Annotated in this window: 19 protein-coding genes; 10 read left to right on the forward strand and 9 right to left on the reverse strand. The window is 61.1% G+C overall.

Features of this window, described 5'->3' with window-relative positions:
• Positions 1-73: 73 nt before the first annotated feature.
• From AC3ISG_RS05815 to AC3ISG_RS05830, 4 genes are all read left to right on the forward strand, one after another.
• Positions 74-1,222, forward strand: a complete 1,149-nt coding sequence (locus tag AC3ISG_RS05815) for a serine hydrolase domain-containing protein (RefSeq protein WP_489298710.1) — start codon at positions 74-76, stop codon at positions 1,220-1,222.
• A 150-nt stretch (positions 1,223-1,372) separates the two neighbouring features.
• A complete protein-coding gene (locus AC3ISG_RS05820; protein WP_489298711.1) occupies positions 1,373-2,479 on the forward strand; it encodes an OmpA family protein in 1,107 nt (368 codons plus the stop codon).
• A gap of 48 nt (positions 2,480-2,527) precedes the next feature.
• Positions 2,528-3,175, forward strand: coding sequence for a pyridoxamine 5'-phosphate oxidase (gene pdxH, locus AC3ISG_RS05825; protein ID WP_122536632.1), 648 nt, complete (start codon positions 2,528-2,530; stop codon positions 3,173-3,175).
• A 207-nt stretch (positions 3,176-3,382) separates the two neighbouring features.
• Positions 3,383-3,847 carry an outer membrane lipoprotein gene (locus AC3ISG_RS05830; RefSeq protein ID WP_037012225.1) on the forward strand — a complete coding sequence of 155 codons (465 nt, stop codon included), beginning with the start codon at positions 3,383-3,385 and terminating at the stop codon, positions 3,845-3,847.
• 118 nt (positions 3,848-3,965) lie between these two features.
• Here AC3ISG_RS05830 and AC3ISG_RS05835 read toward each other — a convergent pair whose 3' ends face one another.
• From AC3ISG_RS05835 to AC3ISG_RS05845, 3 genes are all read right to left on the reverse strand, one after another.
• Positions 3,966-5,579, reverse strand: coding sequence for an NAD(P)/FAD-dependent oxidoreductase (locus tag AC3ISG_RS05835; RefSeq protein ID WP_489298712.1), 1,614 nt, complete (start codon positions 5,577-5,579; stop codon positions 3,966-3,968).
• A gap of 319 nt (positions 5,580-5,898) precedes the next feature.
• Positions 5,899-6,579 (reverse strand): COG3650 family protein, encoded by a 681-nt coding sequence (locus tag AC3ISG_RS05840; RefSeq protein WP_489298713.1) that lies wholly within the window; start codon positions 6,577-6,579, stop codon positions 5,899-5,901.
• Positions 6,580-6,641: 62 nt separating this feature from the next.
• A complete protein-coding gene (locus AC3ISG_RS05845; protein ID WP_489298714.1) occupies positions 6,642-7,241 on the reverse strand; it encodes a short chain dehydrogenase in 600 nt (199 codons plus the stop codon).
• 105 nt (positions 7,242-7,346) lie between these two features.
• On the opposite strand from AC3ISG_RS05845, the gene AC3ISG_RS05850 reads away from it, so the two are divergent.
• The gene (locus tag AC3ISG_RS05850) at positions 7,347-8,255 is read left to right on the forward strand and encodes a LysR family transcriptional regulator (RefSeq protein WP_489298715.1); all 909 of its coding nucleotides are present in this window, start codon (positions 7,347-7,349) and stop codon (positions 8,253-8,255) included.
• Between the two features lie 597 nt (positions 8,256-8,852).
• On the opposite strand, the gene AC3ISG_RS05855 is transcribed toward AC3ISG_RS05850, so the two are convergent.
• The 5 genes from AC3ISG_RS05855 to AC3ISG_RS05875 form a co-directional block, all read right to left on the reverse strand.
• The gene (locus AC3ISG_RS05855) at positions 8,853-9,554 is read right to left on the reverse strand and encodes an ABC transporter ATP-binding protein (protein ID WP_065992624.1); all 702 of its coding nucleotides are present in this window, start codon (positions 9,552-9,554) and stop codon (positions 8,853-8,855) included.
• Entirely contained in the window at positions 9,555-10,322 is a 768-nt protein-coding gene (gene livG / locus AC3ISG_RS05860; RefSeq protein WP_122536637.1) for a high-affinity branched-chain amino acid ABC transporter ATP-binding protein LivG, read from the reverse strand.
• Positions 10,322-11,584: a high-affinity branched-chain amino acid ABC transporter permease LivM gene (locus tag AC3ISG_RS05865; protein WP_122536638.1), complete on the reverse strand. Its 1,263-nt coding sequence runs from the start codon at positions 11,582-11,584 to the stop codon at positions 10,322-10,324. The genes livG and AC3ISG_RS05865 overlap by 1 nt, the downstream gene beginning before the upstream one ends.
• Positions 11,581-12,507, reverse strand: coding sequence for a high-affinity branched-chain amino acid ABC transporter permease LivH (gene livH, locus AC3ISG_RS05870; protein WP_122536639.1), 927 nt, complete (start codon positions 12,505-12,507; stop codon positions 11,581-11,583). The genes AC3ISG_RS05865 and livH overlap by 4 nt, the downstream gene beginning before the upstream one ends.
• 215 nt (positions 12,508-12,722) lie before the next feature.
• Positions 12,723-13,850, reverse strand: a complete 1,128-nt coding sequence (locus tag AC3ISG_RS05875) for a branched-chain amino acid ABC transporter substrate-binding protein (protein ID WP_489298716.1) — start codon at positions 13,848-13,850, stop codon at positions 12,723-12,725.
• A gap of 326 nt (positions 13,851-14,176) precedes the next feature.
• Between AC3ISG_RS05875 and AC3ISG_RS05880 the strand changes: the two genes are divergently transcribed.
• Complete coding sequence (locus AC3ISG_RS05880) at positions 14,177-14,476, forward strand: DUF2288 domain-containing protein (protein ID WP_122622308.1); 300 nt, start codon at positions 14,177-14,179, stop codon at positions 14,474-14,476.
• 259 nt (positions 14,477-14,735) lie between these two features.
• Complete coding sequence (locus AC3ISG_RS05885; protein ID WP_489298717.1) at positions 14,736-16,091, forward strand: spinster family MFS transporter; 1,356 nt, start codon at positions 14,736-14,738, stop codon at positions 16,089-16,091.
• Positions 16,092-16,296: 205 nt separating this feature from the next.
• On the opposite strand, the gene rapA is transcribed toward AC3ISG_RS05885, so the two are convergent.
• Entirely contained in the window at positions 16,297-19,143 is a 2,847-nt protein-coding gene (rapA, locus tag AC3ISG_RS05890) for an RNA polymerase-associated protein RapA (protein ID WP_122536643.1), read from the reverse strand.
• 206 nt (positions 19,144-19,349) lie between these two features.
• On the opposite strand from rapA, the gene AC3ISG_RS05895 reads away from it, so the two are divergent.
• The 3 genes from AC3ISG_RS05895 to ccoM all read left to right on the forward strand — a co-directional run bounded on the left by AC3ISG_RS05895 (position 19,350) and on the right by ccoM (position 20,169).
• Entirely contained in the window at positions 19,350-19,697 is a 348-nt protein-coding gene (locus AC3ISG_RS05895; protein ID WP_122536644.1) for an aspartate-semialdehyde dehydrogenase, read from the forward strand.
• Positions 19,698-19,763: 66 nt separating this feature from the next.
• Positions 19,764-19,925 carry a hypothetical protein gene (locus AC3ISG_RS05900; protein ID WP_163021980.1) on the forward strand — a complete coding sequence of 54 codons (162 nt, stop codon included), beginning with the start codon at positions 19,764-19,766 and terminating at the stop codon, positions 19,923-19,925.
• Positions 19,926-20,052: 127 nt separating this feature from the next.
• On the forward strand, positions 20,053-20,169 hold the full coding sequence (ccoM, locus tag AC3ISG_RS05905) for a cytochrome c oxidase subunit CcoM (RefSeq protein WP_275900180.1): 117 nt from the start codon (positions 20,053-20,055) through the stop codon (positions 20,167-20,169).
• Positions 20,170-20,212 lie beyond the last annotated feature (43 nt).

Here is a 20,212-nt window from a genome sequence, read left to right on the forward strand (position 1 = left end):
CGGGCGGTTCCCAAAGCGATCATTCGCTGGAACAATGTTCGCCATTTTTGCAGCCCGACCGGAGAGCCAGACCGTGCAGATTCAAGGCCATTTCGAGCTTCAGTTTGAGGCCGTACGCGAGGCGTTCGCGGCGCTGTTCGACGATCCGCAGGAGCGTGGCGCTGCGCTGTGCGTGCAGATTGGCGGCGAGACGGTGCTGGATCTGTGGGCGGGCACGGCAGACAAGGATGGCGGCGAGGTCTGGCACAGCGACACCATCGCCAATCTGTTCTCCTGCACCAAGACCTTTACCGCGGTCACGGCCCTGCAATTAGTGGGCGAGGGCAAGCTGAGTCTGGATGAGCCCGTCGCGCGTCTTTGGCCCGAGTTTTCTGCCAACGGCAAACAGTCCATCACATTGCGGCAGTTGCTCTGCCATCAGGCCGGGCTCCCGGCGATCCGGGAAATATTGCCGGCCGAAGCGCTTTACGACTGGCAGACCATGACAAGTGCGTTGGCTGCCGAGGAGCCCTGGTGGACGCCGGGGCAGGGCCACGGCTATGCCGCCATCACCTACGGCTGGCTGGTGGGCGAGATAATTCGCCGTGCCGACGGGCGTGGCCCGGGCGAATCCATTGCGGCGCGTATTTCACGGCCATTGGGCCTGGATTTCCATGTCGGTCTCGCTGATGAAGAGTTTCACCGCGTCGCCCACATCGCCAGAGGCAAGGGCAATACCGGCGATGAGTCCGCACAGCGGCTGCTGCAAACCACGATGCGCGAACCCGCTTCCATGACCGCCAGGGCGTTCACCAACCCGCCGTCGATCATGACCAGCACCAACAAGCCGGAATGGCGGCGCATGCAGCAACCTGCCGCCAATGGCCATGGCAACGCACGCAGTCTGGCCGGTTTCTACAGCGGCTTGCTGGATGGCAGCCTGCTGGACGGCGACTTGCTCAACGAACTCACCCGCGAGCACAGCATCGGCCAGGACAAGACGCTGCTCACCCAGACGCGCTTCGGTCTGGGCTGCATGCTCGATCAACCCGCGGTGCCTAACGCAACATTTGGCCTGGGTGCCAAGTCGTTCGGCCATCCCGGCGCAGGCGGCTCGGTAGGTTTCGCTGATCCCGAGCGCGATGTCGCGTTCGGTTTCGTGACGAATACCCTCGGTCCTTACGTGCTGATGGATCCACGCGCTCAGCGTCTCGTGCGCGAGCTTGGTGAGTGTTTGCAATAACTATCGTCGTTAAGTGCTTGTTCTACCGACTGTCAGTTAAATCTGGATAACCGAACCGTAGGGCGGTTTCTTTTTCCAAAACGGTCTTTATGCGTGTTATATGAGCGCTGCTTCGTTCATTTTCTGATCAATTATTCATGTGGGTCACCCATGTCAGCTAACAAAAGCCTCGCATTCGCCATCTGCCTCGCCGTCACCGGCTGTGCGCAAACCCCTCAGGACCAATCGGCCAGCAATGACCACTGGTGGTCGTTCGGCTCAGGCAAAGGCGCCGATGCTGCGCCTGCAGCCCCGGCGCCAACCCCCGCGGCTGCGCAAGTGGCAAAAGCCCAGGCCGAGACCGGCACGCGCTGGTACTGGCCGTTTGATTCTGACCACGGCGAGACCCAGAAGAAACCGGAAGTTGCCGCCACTCAACCGGCTGCAGCCCCGGCGGTTGCTCAGGCCGGCGACGCCAACAAATGGTGGTGGCCGTTCGGCGCAACCGAAGCCAAAAAAGACGCAGCGCCAGCTGTTCCCAAAGTCGACCCTAAAGTGACCCAAGCCTGGCTGGATCTGAATGAGCCGAAAGTCCGCGAAGCGATCAAGGACAGCCAGTTCCAGCTTGAGCGCCGTGACGACATTCTCGTGGTGACCGCGCCGGTCGACAGTACTTTCAATCCGAAACGTCCGGAAATGCTCCTGCCGACCAACCTCGGCCCGATCAGCCGCATGGCCAAGATCGTTGAAGTCGACCCGCGCGCCGCTGTTCTGGTGTTGGGTCACGGTGATGTCGCCGGCGATGCCGATCTCAAGATCAGCCAGCAGCGCGCACAATCGGTCGCGGCAATTTTCCGCCTCAGCGGCCTGCAGCGTAACCGCCTGAGCCTGCGTGGCATGGGCGCCGACATGCCCCGTGCAGCCAGCGACAGCGCGCCGGGTCGCGCATTGAACCGCCGCGTGGAAATCATCCTGACCCCGCAAGACACCATGGTTGCCCAGATGGCCAAGTACAACTTGCCGCCGGCGCCAACCCTGCTGGCCGTGCAAACTGCCAACGCGCCGGCTCCGGCACCGGTTGCCGCACCGACCAAGGCGGCTGCGCCTGTCAAATCGGCCGCACCGGTCAAGAAGGCCGCTGCCACCAAGGCTTCTGCCGCCAAAGCGCCTGCGGCCAAAAAAGCGCCGGTGAAGAAAGCTGCGCCAGCGAAAGCCAAGGCAGCGCCTGCGAAAGCAGCCGCCAAAAAACCTGCCCCGGATGCTCAAGCCAGCAACTGAGGTTAAGATCGGGAATCTGTTCACGAATCTCGATTAAGGAAGGCAGTGATGAGCCAGCGTTTGGCCGATATGCGTCGTAACTATGCCCGCGAAGGGTTGACCGAAGCCCAGGCTCCGGAAGAACCCTTCGCACTGTTTCATCACTGGTTCAACGAAGCGGTCCAGACCGAGCAAGCGCCGGTGGAGGCCAACGCCATGACGCTGGCGACTGTCGATGCCGACGGCCGCCCGCATTGCCGGGTCCTGCTGCTCAAAGGCCTGGACGCTCAGGGGTTCACGTTCTTTTCGAACTACGAAAGCGCCAAAGGCCAGCAGTTGAACGCACGTCCTTTTGCCGCCATGACGTTCTTCTGGCCCACGCTGGAACGTCAGGTGCGCATCGAGGGCCGCGTGGCCAAAGTCAGCCACGAAGAATCCGACGCCTATTTCCAGGTACGCCCCCTCGGTAGCCGCCTGGGTGCCTGGGCATCGCCGCAAAGCCAGGTGATCGCCGACCGTGAAGAACTCGAAGGTTTGCTCAAAGCCACCGAGGCGCGTTTCATGGACACCCAGCCTGACTGTCCCGATCACTGGGGCGGTTATCGTCTGGTACCGGATCGCATCGAATTCTGGCAGGGACGTCCAAGCCGTCTGCACGACCGCCTGAACTATCGACGGGTTGAAAGTGAATGGCAGCGAGAGCGCCTGGCCCCCTGATTGCTGGCTTTTCGGACTGGCTGATTGTCAGCCTCGGGGCTCTGTCACACTTTTCTTTGAATCAATTTCCGGCGCCGTCGTCCACTGCTGTAGACGTCGGCGGGTTGCTGTATCACGCCTGAATAAACGTAAATTATCGGTACAGGACCGTGACATCGATTGGCGTCGCAGAGTCTAATGGCTACCTGTTCCTCTGGAGATACTGTTATGCGTAAGTCTGTTCTGTTGGTTGCTTCGTTCACCGCCATGGCGCTGACGCTGGGCGGCTGTACTTCAAGCCTCACCGGCGACTCGTACTCGCGCGACGAAGCTCGTCAGGTGCAGACCGTACGCCTGGGCACTATCGAATCGCTGCGTCCGGTGAAGATTGAAGGCACCAAAACCCCGATCGGCGCTGGCGCCGGTGCCATTGTCGGCGGCGTGGGTGGCAGCGCCATCGGTGGCGGCCGCGGCAGCATCGTGACGGCCGTGATCGGTGCGGTCGCCGGTGGTTTGCTGGGTTCGGCAGCGGAAGGCGGCCTGACCCGTGCTCAAGGCGTCGAGATCACCGTGCGTGAAGACGACGGCACCATGCGTGCTTATGTGCAGGAAGTTCAGGAAAACGAGATCTTCCGTGTGGGTGAGCGTGTCCGCATCATGACCGTCAACGGTACCAGCCGCGTCAGCCACTAAACCGCGCTGGATGGCCTGAAGCCTGGTGTAAAAGCCCGCTTGCAAAAACGCCCCGATCATTCGGGGCGTTTTGCATTTCAGTACGCTGTCTCAGCTACAGGCTTTGCGCTGTGGCGGCTTATTCAGTGATGCCCAGGATATTTCGGGCCAGCGCTTCAGCGATGCGAATCCCGTCGACGCCGGCCGACAGGATGCCGCCCGCATAGCCCGCGCCTTCGCCAGCCGGGAACAGGCCTTTGACGTTGAGGCTCTGCAGGTCTTCGCCACGGGTGATGCGCAGGGGCGAGGAGGTGCGGGTCTCGATGCCGGTGAGGATCGCATCGTGCTGCGAAAAGCCCCTGATCTGCTTCTCGAACGCGGGCAGCGCCTCACGAATGGCTTCGATGGCAAAGGCGGGTAATGCGTCGGCAAGGTCGGTCAGCTTGACGCCCGGCTTGTAGGAAGGTTCTACGCCGCCCAACGCCGTCGACGCTTTGCCCGCGATGAAATCACCCACCAGTTGCGCCGGGGCTTCGTAGGTTTCGCCGCCCATGAGGTAGGCGTGGGACTCCAGTCGCTCCTGCAGTTCGATGCCGGCCAGCGGGCTGCCCGGATAATCCTGCTCCGGCGTAATGCCGACGACGATGCCGGAGTTGGCGTTGCGCTCGTTGCGCGAGTACTGGCTCATGCCGTTGGTGACCACGCGGTTGGGCTCGGAAGTCGCCGCCACCACCGTGCCACCGGGGCACATGCAGAAGCTGTACACCGAACGGCCGTTCTTGGCGTGGTGCACCAGTTTGTAATCGGCAGCGCCAAGCTTCGGGTGACCGGCGTATTTACCCAGTCGGGCGCGGTCGATCAAGCCTTGTGGGTGCTCGATGCGGAAGCCGACCGAAAACGGTTTGGCCTCCATGAACACGCCGCGGCCGTGGAGCATGCGGAAGGTGTCGCGGGCGCTGTGGCCCAGCGCCAGAATCACGTGCCGAGAGTCGATGCGCTCGCCGCTGTCGAGCAGGACGCCCTGCATCTGGCCGTCTTCGATCAGCACATCGGTGACGCGTTGCTGGAAGCGTACTTCGCCGCCCAGCGCTTCGATCTGATGACGCATGTTCTCGACAACGCCGGTCAGCCGGAAGGTGCCAATGTGCGGCTTGCTGACGTAGAGAATCTCTTCCGGCGCGCCGGCTTTGACGAACTCGTGCAAGACCTTGCGACCGATGAATTTCGGGTCTTTGATCTGGCTGTAGAGCTTGCCGTCGGAAAACGTCCCCGCGCCGCCCTCGCCGAACTGTACGTTGGATTCAGGGTTGAGCACGTTCTTGCGCCACAGCCCCCACGTGTCCTTGGTGCGCTGACGGACTTCGGTGCCGCGCTCGAGGATGATCGGTTTGAAGCCCATCTGCGCCAGCAGCAGGCCGGCAAAGATCCCGCAGGGGCCGAAACCTACCACCAACGGACGCTGGCTCAGATCGGCGGGGGCGTGGCCAACCACTTTGTAACTGACGTCCGGGGCCGGGCCGATGTGTTTGTCGTGACTCAGGCGCTGGAGCAGGGCAGCTTCGTCGCGCACCTGGAAGTCGATGGTGTAAATGAACTGCAGCTCGGTGGATTTCTTGCGCGCATCGTAGCTGCGCTTGAACAGAGTGAAATCCAGAAGCTCGTCGCTGCCGATGCCCAGGCGTTGCAGAAGTGCGGGGCGCAGTTCGTCGTCCGCGTGGTCCAGCGGCAGTTTGAATTCGGTGATTCGTAACATTGAAAGATCCGGTTTCGGGCCGCAGGATCGGCCCGGCAGCACTACAAGAGCGCGCGATTATAAGCCACATTGGGCAGGGAGCGGTGGCCCGAGCGACGACATCCGCCGCGCAGCCGCCGTTTAGCTTTGCACCGAGTCAGTTGGGAAAGCTTGATCTCAAGGCTGATGGAGAATAGGTGGGAGCGAGCTTGCTCGCGAAAGCGTCTTGTCAGTCGGCGCAGTGAGCGCCTGACCTACCGCATTCGCGAGCAAGCTCACTCCCACAAGTGTTGCGCCTGTCCAGATTCAGGTTTGAAATTTCAGGTTCAGCGTAAGGCTATCAATCGTTACGCATCGCCCCGAAGTACGCGCAGCCGCGCTGAACCTGGCCGTTGACTCGCAACTCGGCGGTCAGGTGCTGCACCGAGCCGTTCGACGGGTCCACACAGCGCAGCGGCGCAACGTAGAGCTCGACGTGTTGATTGTTGGCGTCGGTGATCAGGTTGAAGCGGCCCTCGGGCATCTGCTCTTCCATGTACGGCACGGCGAACGGCTCTTTGCCTTCGCGCTCCAGCACCAGACCCTTGCCGCTGGCGTTGAGGTTCCATTTCGGACCGTTGCCGCTGGCATGAATCGTCAGGCGCTTGAAGTTGGGGTCCTCGCAGGCCCCGCTCGGGCGTTCGACGCGGTAGAGCTGATAGATGTCCGCCTGGCCGTCACTGCCCTGGGCCTTGCTCGCGACGAAGTTGCCGCGTACATCGGCGAACGCCTTGCCGTTCTTGTCCACCACCGAGGCGGCTTCCTGCAAGATGCCAGTGTTGCCCTTGTCAGTTACTGCATAGCGGCGCTGTTCGTTGCACGGGGCGAAGAACAGTTTGCCGCCGTCACCGCTGAGGGTGCCCTGCATGCGGATCATGCCGGCCGTCGACACCTTGCTGTCATTGGACGACATGGGCATCAACTGGCAGCCGGCGAACAGAGGCAACAGGGCGAACATCAGGGCAGAGCGAGCAGCGGACATGGGGCGGTCTCCAGACAAGTGCCGCCACGTTACTCAGCCTGCTCGCGCATCACAAGGGGCGATTAACCCACGTGATAGGTCTGTCCGGTTTGTAGCCCTTCGACACTTTTTGCGTACGCCAAGGCTACATCCGCTGCGGGGACCGGCTTGAAGCCGCGGAAGTACGGCGCGTAACTGCCCATGGCTTCGACCAGCACAGTGGGGCTGACCGAATTGACCCGCATGCCGCGCGGCATCTCGATGGCGGCGGCGCGCACGAAGGCGTCGATGGCGCCGTTGACCAGGCTGGCAGACGCCCCGGTGCGAATCGGGTCGACGCTGAGGATGCCGGTGGTGAAGGTGAAGGACGCGCCGTCGTTGGCGAATTCCCGGCCGATCAACAGCAGATTGACCTGACCCATCAGCTTGTCCCGCAGGCCCAGGGCACAGGAGTCGGCGGTCATCTCGCCCAGCGGGGCGAAGGTGACATTGCCCGCCGCGCAAATCAATGCGTCGAAAGGGCCTGTCCGTTCGAATAGTTTGCGGATCGAGTCGCTGTCACTAATATCGACGTGCTCGTCTGCGCCGGTTCTGCCGATGCGAACGATCTCGTGGCGTGGCGCCAACTCTTTCTCGATCGCCGAGCCGATGGTGCCGCTGGCGCCAATCAATAGAATTTTCATGATGCTGTTTTCCCCTGGTATGGATCAGGCGCTCAGTGTGAGTCGCCTTTTCCCACCGATACAGGGGCTAAACGGCAATCCCGGTTTGTCAGAAAGGAAACAATCATGAGCGAAATGGACGACCTGGCCGCGTTCGCGATGCTGGTGGAGGCCAATAGCTTCACCCTGGCCGCGCAATGGCTGGACACCAGTACCAGCCAACTGTCCAAGCGCATCAGCAAACTGGAAAAAAACTTCGGCGTGACGCTGCTCCATCGCACCACCCGCAGCCTGACGCTGACCTCGGCAGGCGCCATTCTGCTGCCGGAGGCCCGCGCGCTGCTGGCCCAGCGCGACCGCGTTCGCGACGCCATGGCCTACCTGAGCGAAAGCCTGATCGGCACCGTGCGCCTGACCGTGCCGGTGTCCTTGGGCGAAACCTTCTTTGAAGGCCTGCTCACCGAATTCGCCCAGACCTACCCCGACGTGCAGGTCGAGCTAGACCTCAACAACCACTTCCGCGACATGCGCCGGGACGGCTTTGACCTGGGCATACGCTCCAGCGTGGGCATCGATGAGCGTCTGGTGGCCAAGCCGTTGCTGTCGTTACAGGAACTGACCTGCGCCAGCCCGGCCTACCTCGCCAGACACGGTACTCCACACACCCCGGAAGAACTGCGGGTTCATCGATGCCTGCTCAACAGCCACCACACCGGCCGCGAATCCTGGGCTTACCACCAGAAACACGACCTGACCCGCGTCAACGTCCGTGGCACCTTCGCCAGCAACCACTACGGCCTCCTGAAAAAAGCCGCACTGGTCGGCGCCGGCATCGCCCGCCTGCCGTCGTACATGGTTCATGAGGAATTGAAAGAAGGGCGGCTGCACTGGTTGCTGCGCGATTACCAGACGCCGGTCTCCTCGTTGTATCTGGTCCACCCCTTCGAAGGACGGCTGCCGAGGCGGGTTCAAGTCATGGCGGATTATTTGAGCGAATGGTTCGAGCGCAGCACGGCGGCGCTGGAAAAGCTCTGAGAGCGCAGGGGATTGGCTTTGTTGTTGGGGCGAGAACATAGCTGACGCGGAGCGTCAGGGGATGCATTCCCACGCGGAGCGAGGGAACGATCATCAACAGGTCGAGCGGGGGAGATCAGGCAGGTTTTAACATTCAAAAATGATGGCGCAGCCACTGGCCTCTTCCCGGCTAAAGCCGGTCCCACAAAAAGCAATGCATGCAGTCAGTAGACCCGGCTGCGACCTGTAAACCCGGCGGCGCCCCTGTAGGATCGGCTTCAGCCGGGAAGCCCTTGATCTGCTTTAAGAGCGCTTTTGATCTTCAAACACAAGATGCCCAGACACCGCAAAACGCGACTTGGGTGCAGGCTGAACGCAGGTCTCGCGCAGTGGGCCGAGCCGCAGGGATGCGGCGAGAGCGCCGTCAGGACATGGATGTCCGTTCGGCGCGGGCCCACGGAGCGGGACCGGAGTGAAGGAACCCGACGAAGTCGGGCCCAACCAGGAGCAGGCACCCTTGGCTGCTCTTTAAAACCAAGAGGGGGGTGCTTTTCCAAGTAACTCGCCGAAGGCGAAACAGTCTGCCCCCAGGCAGACGCCCTTGATCTTGCTTAAGATTCACCCGCCCAGATAAGCATCCCGCACTTTCGGATCAACCAGCAACTCCGCCCCCGACCCCTGCATCACCACCCGGCCATTCTCCAGAACATACGCACGATCAGCGATCTTCAACGCCTGATTCGCATTCTGCTCCACCAGAAACACCGTCACCCCATCCCGCCGCAACTGCTCAACAATCTCGAAAATCTGCTGAATAATAATCGGCGCCAGACCCAGCGAAGGCTCATCCAGCAACAACAGCTTCGGCTTGCTCATCAAGGCACGCCCGATCGCCAGCATCTGCTGCTCGCCGCCAGACATCGTCCCGCCGCGCTGATTGAAACGCTCCTTCAGACGCGGGAACAACTCAAGCACCTTATCCATCTGCACCTGATAATCAGCCTTGTCGGTAAAGAACCCGCCCATCGACAGATTCTCCTCCACCGTCAGGCGCGCGAACACACGACGGCCCTCCGGCACCACCGCAATACTCTTGCGCATGATCACCGACGACTCCAGACCGACCAGCTCTTCACCCATATAACGGATGCTGCCACTGTGTGCGCGCGGCGAACCGCACAGCGTCATCAACAGCGTCGATTTGCCCGCGCCATTGGCGCCGATCAGCGTGACAATCTCACCCTGCTGCACATCGATGCTGACACCGTGCAATGCCTGGATCTTGCCGTAGAACGTGGAAACGTTATCGAACTGCAGCATTTACGCTTCCCCCAGATAGGCTTTGATCACTTCAGGATTGTCACGGATCTGCTCGGGCGTGCCATCGGCCAGCGGCGTGCCCTGATTGATCACCACGATGTGGTCGGAAATGCTCATGACCAGCTTCATGTCGTGCTCGATCAGCAACACCGTCGCGTTGTGCTCGTTGCGCAACACGCCGATCAACGCTTTCAAGTCTTCGGTTTCTTTAGGATTCAGACCGGCCGCCGGCTCGTCGAGCATCAGAATGCGCGGGCGCGTCATCATGCAGCGGGCGATTTCCAGGCGGCGTTGCTGACCGTAGGCCAGCGTGCCGGCAGGACGGTTGGCGAATTCCTTCAGGTCAACCGCTTCCAGCCAGTGCTCGGCATATTCCATCGCCTCACGCTCGCTCTTGCGGTACGCCGGGGTCTTGAACAGGCCGGACAGGAAATTGGTGTTGAGGTGGCGATGCTGGGCCACCAGCAGGTTTTCCACCGCCGTCATTTCCTTGAACAGGCGCACGTTCTGAAACGTACGCACCACGCCTTTGCGGGCGATTTCATGGCCGGCCAGGCCCTGAATCGGCTCGCCGTCCAGCAGAATCGTGCCGGATGTGGGCTTGTAGAAACCGGTCAGGCAGTTGAACACGGTGGTCTTGCCGGCGCCGTTCGGGCCGATCATCGACACAACCTGTTTCTCGTTAACGGTCAGACCGACGCCGTTGACGGCCAGCAGACCGCCAAAGCGCATGCACAAGCCGGACGCTTGCAGAAGTGGACGGCTCATCAGCGCTCCCCCTTGAGTTTCATGACGGGACGCTGCATCGGCAGGAAGCCCTGAGGACGCCAGATCATCATCAGCACCATCAAGGCGCCGAAGCCGAGCATCCGGTATTCGCTGAATTCGCGAAGCAGTTCAGGCAACAGAATCATCACCACGGCGGCGAGGATCACGCCCAGTTGCGAGCCCATGCCGCCCAGGACCACGATGGCGAGGATGATCGCCGACTCCAGGAAGGTGAACGACTCCGGTGTAATCAAACCCTGACGCGCGGCGAAGAAGCTGCCGGCGAAACCGGCGAACGCAGCACCGAGGGTGAAGGCCGACAGCTTGATGATGGTCGGATTCAGACCCAGCGCGCGGCAGGCGATTTCGTCTTCACGCAGGGCTTCCCAGGCGCGGCCGATGGGCATGCGCAGCAACCGGTTGATCACGAACAGCGCCAACAGCGCCAGCAGCAGGGCGATCAGGTAGAGAAAGATCACCTTATTGATGGAGTTGTAGGGCAGGCCGAAGTATTCGTGGAACGTCTGCATGCCTTCGGCAGCCTTGCGCTCGAAGGTCAGGCCGAACAGCGTTGGTTTTTCGATGTTGCTGATACCGTTCGGGCCGCCGGTGATGTCGGTCAGGTTACGCAGGAACAGGCGAATGATTTCACCGAAACCCAGCGTCACGATCGCCAGATAGTCACCACGCAAGCGCAGGACCGGGAAGCCGAGCAGAAAGCCGAACGTCGCCGACGCCAGCCCCGCCAGCGGCAGGCAGATCCAGAAACCGAAGCCGAAGTAGTGCTGCAGCAGGGCGTAGGTGTACGCGCCCACGGCGTAAAAGCCGACGTAGCCCAGGTCGAGCAGACCCGCCAGACCGACGACGATGTTCAGGCCCAGGCCGAGCATCACGTAAATCAGGATCAAGGTCGCGATGTCCACTGCGCCGCGGGAACCGAAGAACGGCCACACCAGCGCAGCGATCACCAGCGCGCCCAGGAACCAGCGTTGGGTCGACGGCAGGGTCAGAAAGCTGCTGGTTTTGTCGGACATCAGCTGTTTCTGCGGACGCGAACGCCACATGGCGCTGATCTGTTCGTTGAACAGCACGCGCAGGAACATCAGAAACGCCGCGGCGAAGATCACCAGCACGGTGGTGGTGCTGGCGCCGACTACCGCGAGATTGATCCCGACGATGTCCAGTTTGAGCCCGAGGATCGGGTAAGCGACGGCCAGCACCAGCACTGCGCTGAAGAGGGCCGATTTGAGATTCCTGGTCATACTTTTTCAACCTCCGGACGGCCGAGCAGGCCTGTTGGCCGGAACAACAACACCAATACGAGAAGACCGAACGCCACCACATCCTTGTATTGGTCACCGAAGATATCGGCGCCAAAGGCTTCGGCGATGCCCAGCACCAGACCGCCGAGCATCGCGCCCGGGATACTGCCGATGCCGCCCAGTACCGCAGCGGTGAAGGCTTTGATGCCGACGAGGAAACCGGCGTTCGGGTTGATCACGCCGTACTGCATGCTCAGCAGGACCGCAGCGACGGCCGCCAGGGCAGCGCCGATGACAAAGGTCAGGGCAATGATGTTGTTGGTGTTGATCCCCAGCAGGTTGGCCATCTTGATGTCTTCGGCACAGGCACGGCAGGCGCGACCCAGGCGAGAGCGGGAGATGAACCAGGTCAGACCGAGCATGGCCACCAGCGTAACGACGAAGATGAGGATCTGCATGTAGGAGATCACCACTTCATGGGTGCTGCCGGGGCCGAAAACGAAGTTGCCGGGAATGAGGTTGGGGATCGATTTGTCTTTTGAGTCCTGCGACAACAGCACGGTGTTCTGCAGGAAAATCGACATACCGATGGCGGAAATCAGAGGGATCAAACGGTTGCTGCCGCGCAACGGACGATAGGCAACTCGCTCGATGGCGTAACCGTAGGCGCTGGTCACCACAATACTGGCGACGAAGGCTGCGGTAATCAGCAGGGGCAGGCTGTCCAGGCCAAGCATGGTCAGACCGGCCAGAGCGATAAACGCCACATACGACCCGATCATGTACACCTCGCCATGGGCGAAGTTGATCATGCCGATGATGCCGTAAACCATGGTGTAGCCGATGGCAATCAAGGCGTAAGTGCTGCCAATGGTCATCCCATTAACCAGCTGTTGAAGAAAGTGATAGAGATCTATCGGCATTGCTGAGTGCTCCTAAAAACCTGCCTGGTGTTTCACTGGTGAAGTTTTTTTCCCGCTCGCGCGTCGTGATCTACGTCCGCGTCCGGCACGAGCCCAGTGGGTCACTGGTGCGGTTTCAAGATGTTCAGGGATCGGAATTCTTGTGAAATTCGCTGCCCAGCTAAAACAAAGCCCACTGCGGTTGCAGTGGGCTTCGGGTAAGCATGAAGGCTGCGTTATTTCACAGGGGCTTCAGTCTTGGTGCCATCTTTGTGCCAGGTGTAAACGACGAATTTGAAGTCTTTCAAGTCACCCTTGGCGTCGAACGACAGATCACCGGTAGGGGTTTTGAAGGTACCGGCGTGAATGGCTGCAGCCACTTTGGTGGTGTCTTCTGACTTGGCGGTCTTGATGGCGTCGGCGATCACTTCCACAGCGGCATAGGCCGGGAACACGAACGGACCGCTTGGGTCTTCTTTCTTCGCCTTGAACGCGGCAACCAGTTCATTGTTGGCCGGGTCCTGATCGAAGGATTTCGGCAGGGTGACCAGCAGACCTTCAGATGCATCCTGAGCGATCTGCGAGATGGACGCGTTGCCCACGCCTTCCGGACCCATGAAGCCGGCTTTCAGGCCTTTTTCCTGTGCCTGACGCAGAATCAGACCCAGTTCAGGGTGGTAGCCGCCGTAGTAGACGAAGTCGACGTTGGCTTGCTTCATCTTGGCGATCAGCGAGGAGAAGTCCTTGTCGCCGGCATTGATGCCTTCGAACAGGGCGACTTTCACGCCGTCTTTTTCCAGGGTCTGCTTGACGGCGGTGGCGATGCCTTCACCGTATTGCTGTTTGTCGTGGATGACCGCAACGATCTTCGGCTTGACCTGCTTGGCGATGTAGTCGCCAGCGGCCGGGCCCTGGGCGCTGTCCAGGCCGATGGTGCGGAAGATCATTTTGTAACCGCGGGCGGTGATTTCCGGGCTGGTGGCCGCCGGGGTCACCATGATGATGCCTTCGTCTTCGTAGATGTCCGAAGCAGGCTGAGTGGAGCTGGAGCAGAGGTGGCCAACCACGAACTTGACGCCGTCGTTAACCACTTTGTTGGCGATGGCGACCGCTTGTTTCGGGTCACAGGCATCATCGTAATCAACCGCTTCAAGCTTCTTGCCATCAACGCCGCCTTTGGCGTTGATCTGGTCGATGGCCATCTTGGCGCCACTGAACTGCATGTCGCCGTACTGGGCCACTGCACCGGTTTTAGGGCCGGCGATGCCGATCTTGATGGTGTCAGCTGCAAACGAGTGACTGGCAACCCCCGCCAGAACCAGTGCGGCAAACAGCTTGGAAATCTGATTAATACCCTTAGTCATGATGCTCCACTCTTGCGTTGTCGTTTTTATAATCCTGACGGCCAAAGCTGCAGGACCGGATTGAATCTCCAGGCCGCACCCCAGCAACTGTACCGGAACAGTTTAGAGCGCCGGTCGAGCGCTTGAATAGCTGGCTGCGGGGGCCAAAACCTGTGGATGTCGCTTAATCGACAGAAAGATACACAATCAGGCGGCTGGTTTCGTCTTCTCGGACGAGCAACCGGACGGCTAGCGCGAACTTCCCTGCAATCAATCACTTGAATCCGGGTTTGTCGGTATGAAAGGCGGCGCTATCATTGCGCCGATTTCCAATACGGTGAAAACCCATGACGCAAGAACCTAGCACCCTCTATGCCAAGCTGCTTGGCGAAACCGCTTCGATTACCTGGAAAGAATTGCAACCATTCTTTGCGAAGGGTGCCCTGTTGTGGGTCGAGCCGACGCTGGATTTGATCGCCGTGGCAGAGGCATTTGCCGAGAACCGCGAGGCGCAGGTGGCGGCGTGGCTCAAGAGCGGGGACGTCGGCAAGGTCTCTGAATCAAAGGCTCTGGATCTTTTCGAGCGCGATCCGCCGCTGTGGGCCGTCGTCGTCGCACCCTGGGTGTTGATCCATGAAAGGGCGTGATGCAGTCCGCTGCTCAAAATTGGTGCGTCAAGTGATGGCAAAGTGGGTAGGGCGGTAACTGCCAGTGTGTTGCCGGTAGCGGAATATCTCACTGACCGCGCGCTTCACGTGAGAGTCACGGTCGGACTGAGGCATGCCTTACATGGGCCGGTATCAGCGGGGCGAATGTTCACAGACAGAGTGCCATGGGGTGACTAGATTTCAGGCAAACCGGAGCGTCAGCCGGGACAGCCTCCTATAACAAGAAAGAGATCGCCCCATGGACCACTCTATTCAGGCAAGGAACGCTTGGCGCGTTCTGTTTCTGCTGTTTCTGGCCAACCTGTTCAATTTCTTCGACCGCACGATCCCCGCGATCATCATTGAACCCATCCGCAAGGAATGGTCGCTGAGCGATTTTCAGCTCGGCATCATCGGCACCGCCTTCACGCTGGTGTACGCCGTGGCCGGTCTTCCGCTGGGGCGCATGGCTGACAACGGCTCGCGGCGCAAATTGATGGGTTGGGGCCTGGCGGTATGGAGTGGGCTGACGGCGGTGAATGGCCTGGTCGGCAGTTTTTGGGGGTTTTTGCTGGTGCGCATGGGCGTGGGCATTGGTGAGGCCAGCTATGCGCCAGCGGCCAACTCGTTGATCGGCGACCTGTTCCCCGCCCACCGCCGCGCCCGGGCCATGGGCATCTTTATGCTGGGATTGCCCCTGGGGCTGCTGCTGGCGTTCTTCACCATCGGCGCGATGGTGCAGGCGTTCGGCAGCTGGCGCGCGCCGTTCTTCATCGCTGCGGTGCCGGGGCTGGTGCTGGCGGTGTTCATGTTCTTCATCCGCGAGCCAGTCCGGGGCGCCGCTGAAAGCGTGGCCATTTCCCAGGAGAAAATCGACCGGCCGATCCGCCGCGTGCTGTCGATTCCTACGTTCCGCTGGCTGGTGCTCGCCGGTCTGGCGTTCAACTTCGCCACCTACGCGTGCAACTCGTTCATGGTGCCGATGCTGCAGCGCTACTTTCTGCTGCCTTTGCAGGAAGCCGCGATGGCCACCGGCCTTATCGTCGGCGTGACCGGGCTCGTAGGACTGACCCTCGGCGGCTGGGTGGCGGACAAGCTGCATCAACGCTGGAGCAACGGCCGCCTGATGTTTGCCGCTCTGAGCATGGTGGTCGCAACACTGTGTACCGGTTACGCGCTGCACGCCGGGCGTATCGAGATCGGCGTGTTCGTCGGTGTATTCAGCCTGGGCTGGCTGTTTTCCTACAACTTCTACACCTGTGTCTACACCGCCATTCAGGACGTGGTGCAGCCCCGGCTCCGCGCCACGGCCATGGCGTTGTTCTTTGCCGGTCTGTATCTGCTGGGCGGCGGGCTGGGGCCCGTGGTGGTGGGGCTGCTGTCGGACCATTTCGCTCACTCGGCGATGTACACCGCGCAGGTCGAACAGATGACCGAACCGTTCAAGGCGGTGGGGCTGCACGATGCGATGTACCTGATACCGGTGGCGCTGTTTTTCGCGCTGGTGTTTCTGGTGAAGGCGTCGACGTGTTTCAGCGCCGATGCGCAGCGGATGCGCGAGGGAATGGTGGCGGATGAGCCGGTGGGGCAGTGGGTGAAACCGTCGGTGGCGTGATCCTCTAATGACTCCCACAGTCTAGCGGTGGACTCGAGATCTAAGTCACGCCGCAGAACATGTGGGAGTGAGCTTGCTCACGAAGGGGTCGGAACGTTCAGCCATTTTCTTGAGTGACTGAAAGTAGGTCTTCGCGAGCAAGCTCGCTCCCACGGGACAGCGGCCGACTCAGGGTCTTTTACCACCCCAAGGAGCGTTACTGCACTTACCCCGCCACCAGCACCCGAATGGCTTCGAGGCGCAGCGCAGCTTTTTCCAGCATCGCCAGGCCTTGTTCACGTTGTTCGCGCAACGCAACCAGTTCGCTGTCGCGGACCGTCGGGTTGACTGCTTGCAACGCGGTAAGACGCGCCAGTTCTTCTTCAGTGTCCGCCGCCAGACGTCGCTGTGCTTCCGCGACACGTTCAGCGTGCTTCGGTGCGATCTTGCTTTCAGCAGCGTTGATCTGCGGGTTGAGCACGTCGCGCTGGGCCTGAATGAACTTGTTGGCGCTGGCCCGGGGCACGCTTTCCAGCTGATCGTTCAGGGTGGTGAAGGACACGCGGCCCGACAGGTCGTTGCCGTTGCCATCCAGCAGGCAGCGCAATGCGGCCGGGGGCAGGTAGCGGCCCAGTTGCAGTGAACGCGGCGCGACCACTTCACTGACGTAGAGCAATTCCAGCAACACGGTGCCGGGCTTCAGCGCCTTGTTTTTGATCAGCGCCACGGCGGTGTTGCCCATCGAGCCGGACAGCACCAGATCCATGCCGCCCTGCACCATCGGGTGTTCCCAGGTAATGAACTGCATGTCCTCGCGGGCCAGCGCCTGATTACGGTCGTAGGTGATGGTCACGCCTTCGTCGTCGCCCAGCGGGAAGCTGGCGTCGAGCATCTTCTCGCTCGGCCGCAGGATCAGCGCGTTCTCCGAGTGGTCTTCACTGTCGATGCCGAACGCGTCGAACAGGGTTTCCATGTAGATCGGCAGGGTGAACTGGTCGTCCTGCTCAAGGATGGCTTCCACCAACGCCTCGCCTTCGCCCGCACCGCCGGAATTGAGCTCCAGCAGACGGTCGCGGCCGGTGTGCAGTTCGCTCTCCAGACGTTCGCGCTCAGTGCGGGCCTCGGTCACCAGGGCCTGCCAGTCATCCTCGTCACCGCCATCCAGCTGCGGCAACAGGCGCGGACCGAACGTATGTTGCAGCGCGTTGCCGGTCGGGCAGGTGTTGAGGAATGCGTTGAGCGCTTCGTGATACCACTGGAACAGCCGCTCTTGCGGGCTGGTTTCCAGATACGGTACGTGCAGCTCGATGATGTGCTTCTGGCCGATCCGGTCCAGACGGCCGATACGCTGCTCCAGCAGGTCCGGGTGCGCAGGCAGGTCGAACAGCACCAAGTGATGGGAAAACTGGAAGTTGCGGCCTTCACTGCCGATTTCCGAGCAGATCAGCACCTGGGCGCCGAACTCTTCGTCGGCGAAATATGCCGCCGCGCGGTCACGCTCAAGGATGTTCATGCCTTCGTGGAAGACTGTCGCCGGGATGCCGGAACGTACGCGCAGGGCGTCTTCCAGGTCCATCGCGGTTTCGGCGTGGGCGCAGATGACCAGCACCTTCACGCGCTTGAGCATTTTCAGGGTGTCGATCAGCCAGTCAACGCGCGGATCGAAACGCCACCAGCGTTCTTCTTCAGTGCTCTCGCCGTTGGCCTGGAAGCTGACTTCCGGGTACAGGTCGGCGTGTTCGCCAATCGGCAGCTCCAGGTATTCGGCCGGGCAGGGCAGGGGATACGGGTGCAGTTTGCGCTCCGGGAACCCTTGCACGGCGGCGCGGGTGTTGCGGAACAGCACGCGGCCGGTGCCGTGACGGTCAAGCAGCTCACGGATCAGGCGGGCACTGGCTTCGGCGTCGCCGGCGGCCACCGCGGTCAGCAGTGCCTCGGCTTCGGCGCCGAGGAAACCACGGATGGTCTCGTTGGCCTTGGGCGACAGCGTGCCCTTGTCCAGAAGTTCCTGAACGGCTTCGGCCACCGGGCGATAGTTTTCGCTCTCGGCGCGGAAGGCGTGCAGGTCATGAAAACGGTTCGGGTCCAGCAGGCGCAGACGGGCGAAGTGGCTGTCCTGGCCGAGCTGCTCGGGCGTTGCGGTCAGCAGCAGCACGCCGGGAATGACCTCGGCCAGTTGCTCGACCAGCGAGTATTCACGGCTGGCCTTTTCTTCGTGCCAGACCAGGTGGTGGGCCTCGTCGACCACCAGCAGGTCCCAGCCCGCCGCGAACAATGCGTCCTGGGCCTTCTCGTCCTCAACCAGCCATTCCAGCGACACCAGCGCCAGTTGCGTGTCTTCGAACGGGTTGCTGGCATCGCTTTCGATGAAGCGTTCCGCGTCGAACAGCGCGACCTGCAGGTTGAAGCGGCGGCGCATTTCCACCAGCCACTGGTGCTGCAGGTTTTCCGGCACCAGGATCAGCACACGGTTGGCGCGGCCCGACAGCAACTGGCGGTGGATGACCAGACCGGCTTCGATGGTTTTACCCAGCCCCACTTCGTCCGCCAGCAATACGCGCGGCGCTATACGGTCAGCGACTTCGCGAGCGATGTGCAACTGGTGCGCGATCGGTTGCGCGCGCACACCGCCCAGGCCCCACAGCGAGGATTGCAGCTGGCGGCTGGTGTGTTCGAGGGTGTGATAACGCAGGGAGAACCACGGCAGGGGATCGATCTGCCCGGCGAACAGGCGGTCGGTGGCCAGGCGGAACTGAATGAAGTTCGACAGCTGGGTTTCCGGCAGCGTCACCGGCTGGTTCTGCGCGTTGAGGCCGTGATAGACCAGCAGGCCGTCGACGTCGTCGACTTCGCGGACGGTCATCTTCCAGTTTTCGAAGTGGGTGATGGTGTCACCCGGCGAGAAGCGCACTCGCGTCAGCGGCGCATTGCGCAAAGCATACTGGCGCGTGTCGCCAGTGGCCGGATAGAGCACGGTCAACAAGCGGCCGTCCTGAGCCAGAACGGTGCCCAAACCCAGCTCGGCTTCGCTGTCGCTAATCCAGCGTTGCCCCGGTTGATACTGCTGCGACATGCTGCCTGACTCCCGCCTTGAAAAAGCCGACTATGTTAACGGAACAAGGCGCCCAGGCCAAAGCCACATTGTAAAAACGCCCGGATAGAGTGGGTCGCGCGCCTGAGGCGGGCACTTGCTGGGAAAAACATAGTCGAAACTCGCGCTTGAATCGGCTCAAGTCGACGAACCGTCAGCCGACAGCTTGATAACAGGAGACCATTACCATGCTGCCACCGCTGATCCCACTGAGCGCGGCCCCCGTGACTTCGCAGCTGGACCCGGTCAAACCCAACCCGGACATCCCGCCGGTAACGCCGATTCAAAAGAGTTCGAGCGAAACCAACATCGACATGGGCGAACGTGACCGCGAGCAGGCCGAAGTGCTGCTGCGCAAAGAACAACGCCGCCATCAACGCCGCCGCAGCGACCGGCGCGTGGTTGACCGCCATCCCGATCTCGAAGAGGGCCCGGCCATCCCCGGGGACTTCCTCAATGCCGACGACACCGTGCCGGTGGTGCCGATCATCGACGACGAGCCGCGCCAGGGTTTGTGGGTCGACCTGAAAGTCTGAGGCGCTGGTCAGCGCCGCTTCGATTGCGCATTATTGGCGGCAACGGGCATCCACGAGCGATACGCCATGAGCAATGACGAAAAACTGGTAGACCTGAGCGCCGAACGCGCCAAGCGTGTTCACGACCTCAATGACAAACGCCTGAACGAAGTGCGAAGCGCGTTCGAGCAGGCCATGCCGCTGGGCAAGGGCAAGAAGAAAGCCAAGAGCAAACCGAAAAAACGTTGACCCCCGCCTTTCGTTCATCCCCCGTCTGCCGGCTGCTTATCCACGCCGGCATTGACCTGAGTCAATCCCTCCCGTCACCCCACTGGTTACTCTGCGCCCATCAAAGGTTTAGGCAGAGGGCACGCGCATGTTTCTCGACCACGCAGTGATAGCCGGCGTCATGACGGTGGGGCTGACGATGGTGATTTATTCAAGCGTCGGACTGGTTATCTGGAGAGACTCACCCCGGCGCGGCAGACGCTGAGTTTTCTATAAAAGAGCACGCAAGGCATTTTGGGCAACTTCGG

Source organism: Pseudomonas sp. GL_135 (assembly GCF_057834665.1).

Coding starts and splice junctions, on each gene's coding strand:
- ccoM (WP_275900180.1), top strand. CDS start 20,053: ATGTTTCTCGACCACGCAGTGATAGCCGGCGTCATGACGGTGGGGCTG.
- AC3ISG_RS05820 (WP_489298711.1), top strand. CDS start 1,373: ATGTCAGCTAACAAAAGCCTCGCATTCGCCATCTGCCTCGCCGTCACC.
- AC3ISG_RS05900 (WP_163021980.1), top strand. CDS start 19,764: ATGAGCAATGACGAAAAACTGGTAGACCTGAGCGCCGAACGCGCCAAG.
- AC3ISG_RS05840 (WP_489298713.1), bottom strand. CDS start 6,579: ATGTCCGCTGCTCGCTCTGCCCTGATGTTCGCCCTGTTGCCTCTGTTC.
- AC3ISG_RS05875 (WP_489298716.1), bottom strand. CDS start 13,850: ATGACTAAGGGTATTAATCAGATTTCCAAGCTGTTTGCCGCACTGGTT.
- AC3ISG_RS05830 (WP_037012225.1), top strand. CDS start 3,383: ATGCGTAAGTCTGTTCTGTTGGTTGCTTCGTTCACCGCCATGGCGCTG.
- AC3ISG_RS05880 (WP_122622308.1), top strand. CDS start 14,177: ATGACGCAAGAACCTAGCACCCTCTATGCCAAGCTGCTTGGCGAAACC.
- AC3ISG_RS05850 (WP_489298715.1), top strand. CDS start 7,347: ATGAGCGAAATGGACGACCTGGCCGCGTTCGCGATGCTGGTGGAGGCC.
- AC3ISG_RS05835 (WP_489298712.1), bottom strand. CDS start 5,579: ATGTTACGAATCACCGAATTCAAACTGCCGCTGGACCACGCGGACGAC.
- AC3ISG_RS05885 (WP_489298717.1), top strand. CDS start 14,736: ATGGACCACTCTATTCAGGCAAGGAACGCTTGGCGCGTTCTGTTTCTG.
- AC3ISG_RS05845 (WP_489298714.1), bottom strand. CDS start 7,241: ATGAAAATTCTATTGATTGGCGCCAGCGGCACCATCGGCTCGGCGATC.
- livH (WP_122536639.1), bottom strand. CDS start 12,507: ATGCCGATAGATCTCTATCACTTTCTTCAACAGCTGGTTAATGGGATG.
- livG (WP_122536637.1), bottom strand. CDS start 10,322: ATGAGCCGTCCACTTCTGCAAGCGTCCGGCTTGTGCATGCGCTTTGGC.
- AC3ISG_RS05865 (WP_122536638.1), bottom strand. CDS start 11,584: ATGACCAGGAATCTCAAATCGGCCCTCTTCAGCGCAGTGCTGGTGCTG.
- AC3ISG_RS05895 (WP_122536644.1), top strand. CDS start 19,350: ATGCTGCCACCGCTGATCCCACTGAGCGCGGCCCCCGTGACTTCGCAG.
- rapA (WP_122536643.1), bottom strand. CDS start 19,143: ATGTCGCAGCAGTATCAACCGGGGCAACGCTGGATTAGCGACAGCGAA.
- pdxH (WP_122536632.1), top strand. CDS start 2,528: ATGAGCCAGCGTTTGGCCGATATGCGTCGTAACTATGCCCGCGAAGGG.
- AC3ISG_RS05855 (WP_065992624.1), bottom strand. CDS start 9,554: ATGCTGCAGTTCGATAACGTTTCCACGTTCTACGGCAAGATCCAGGCA.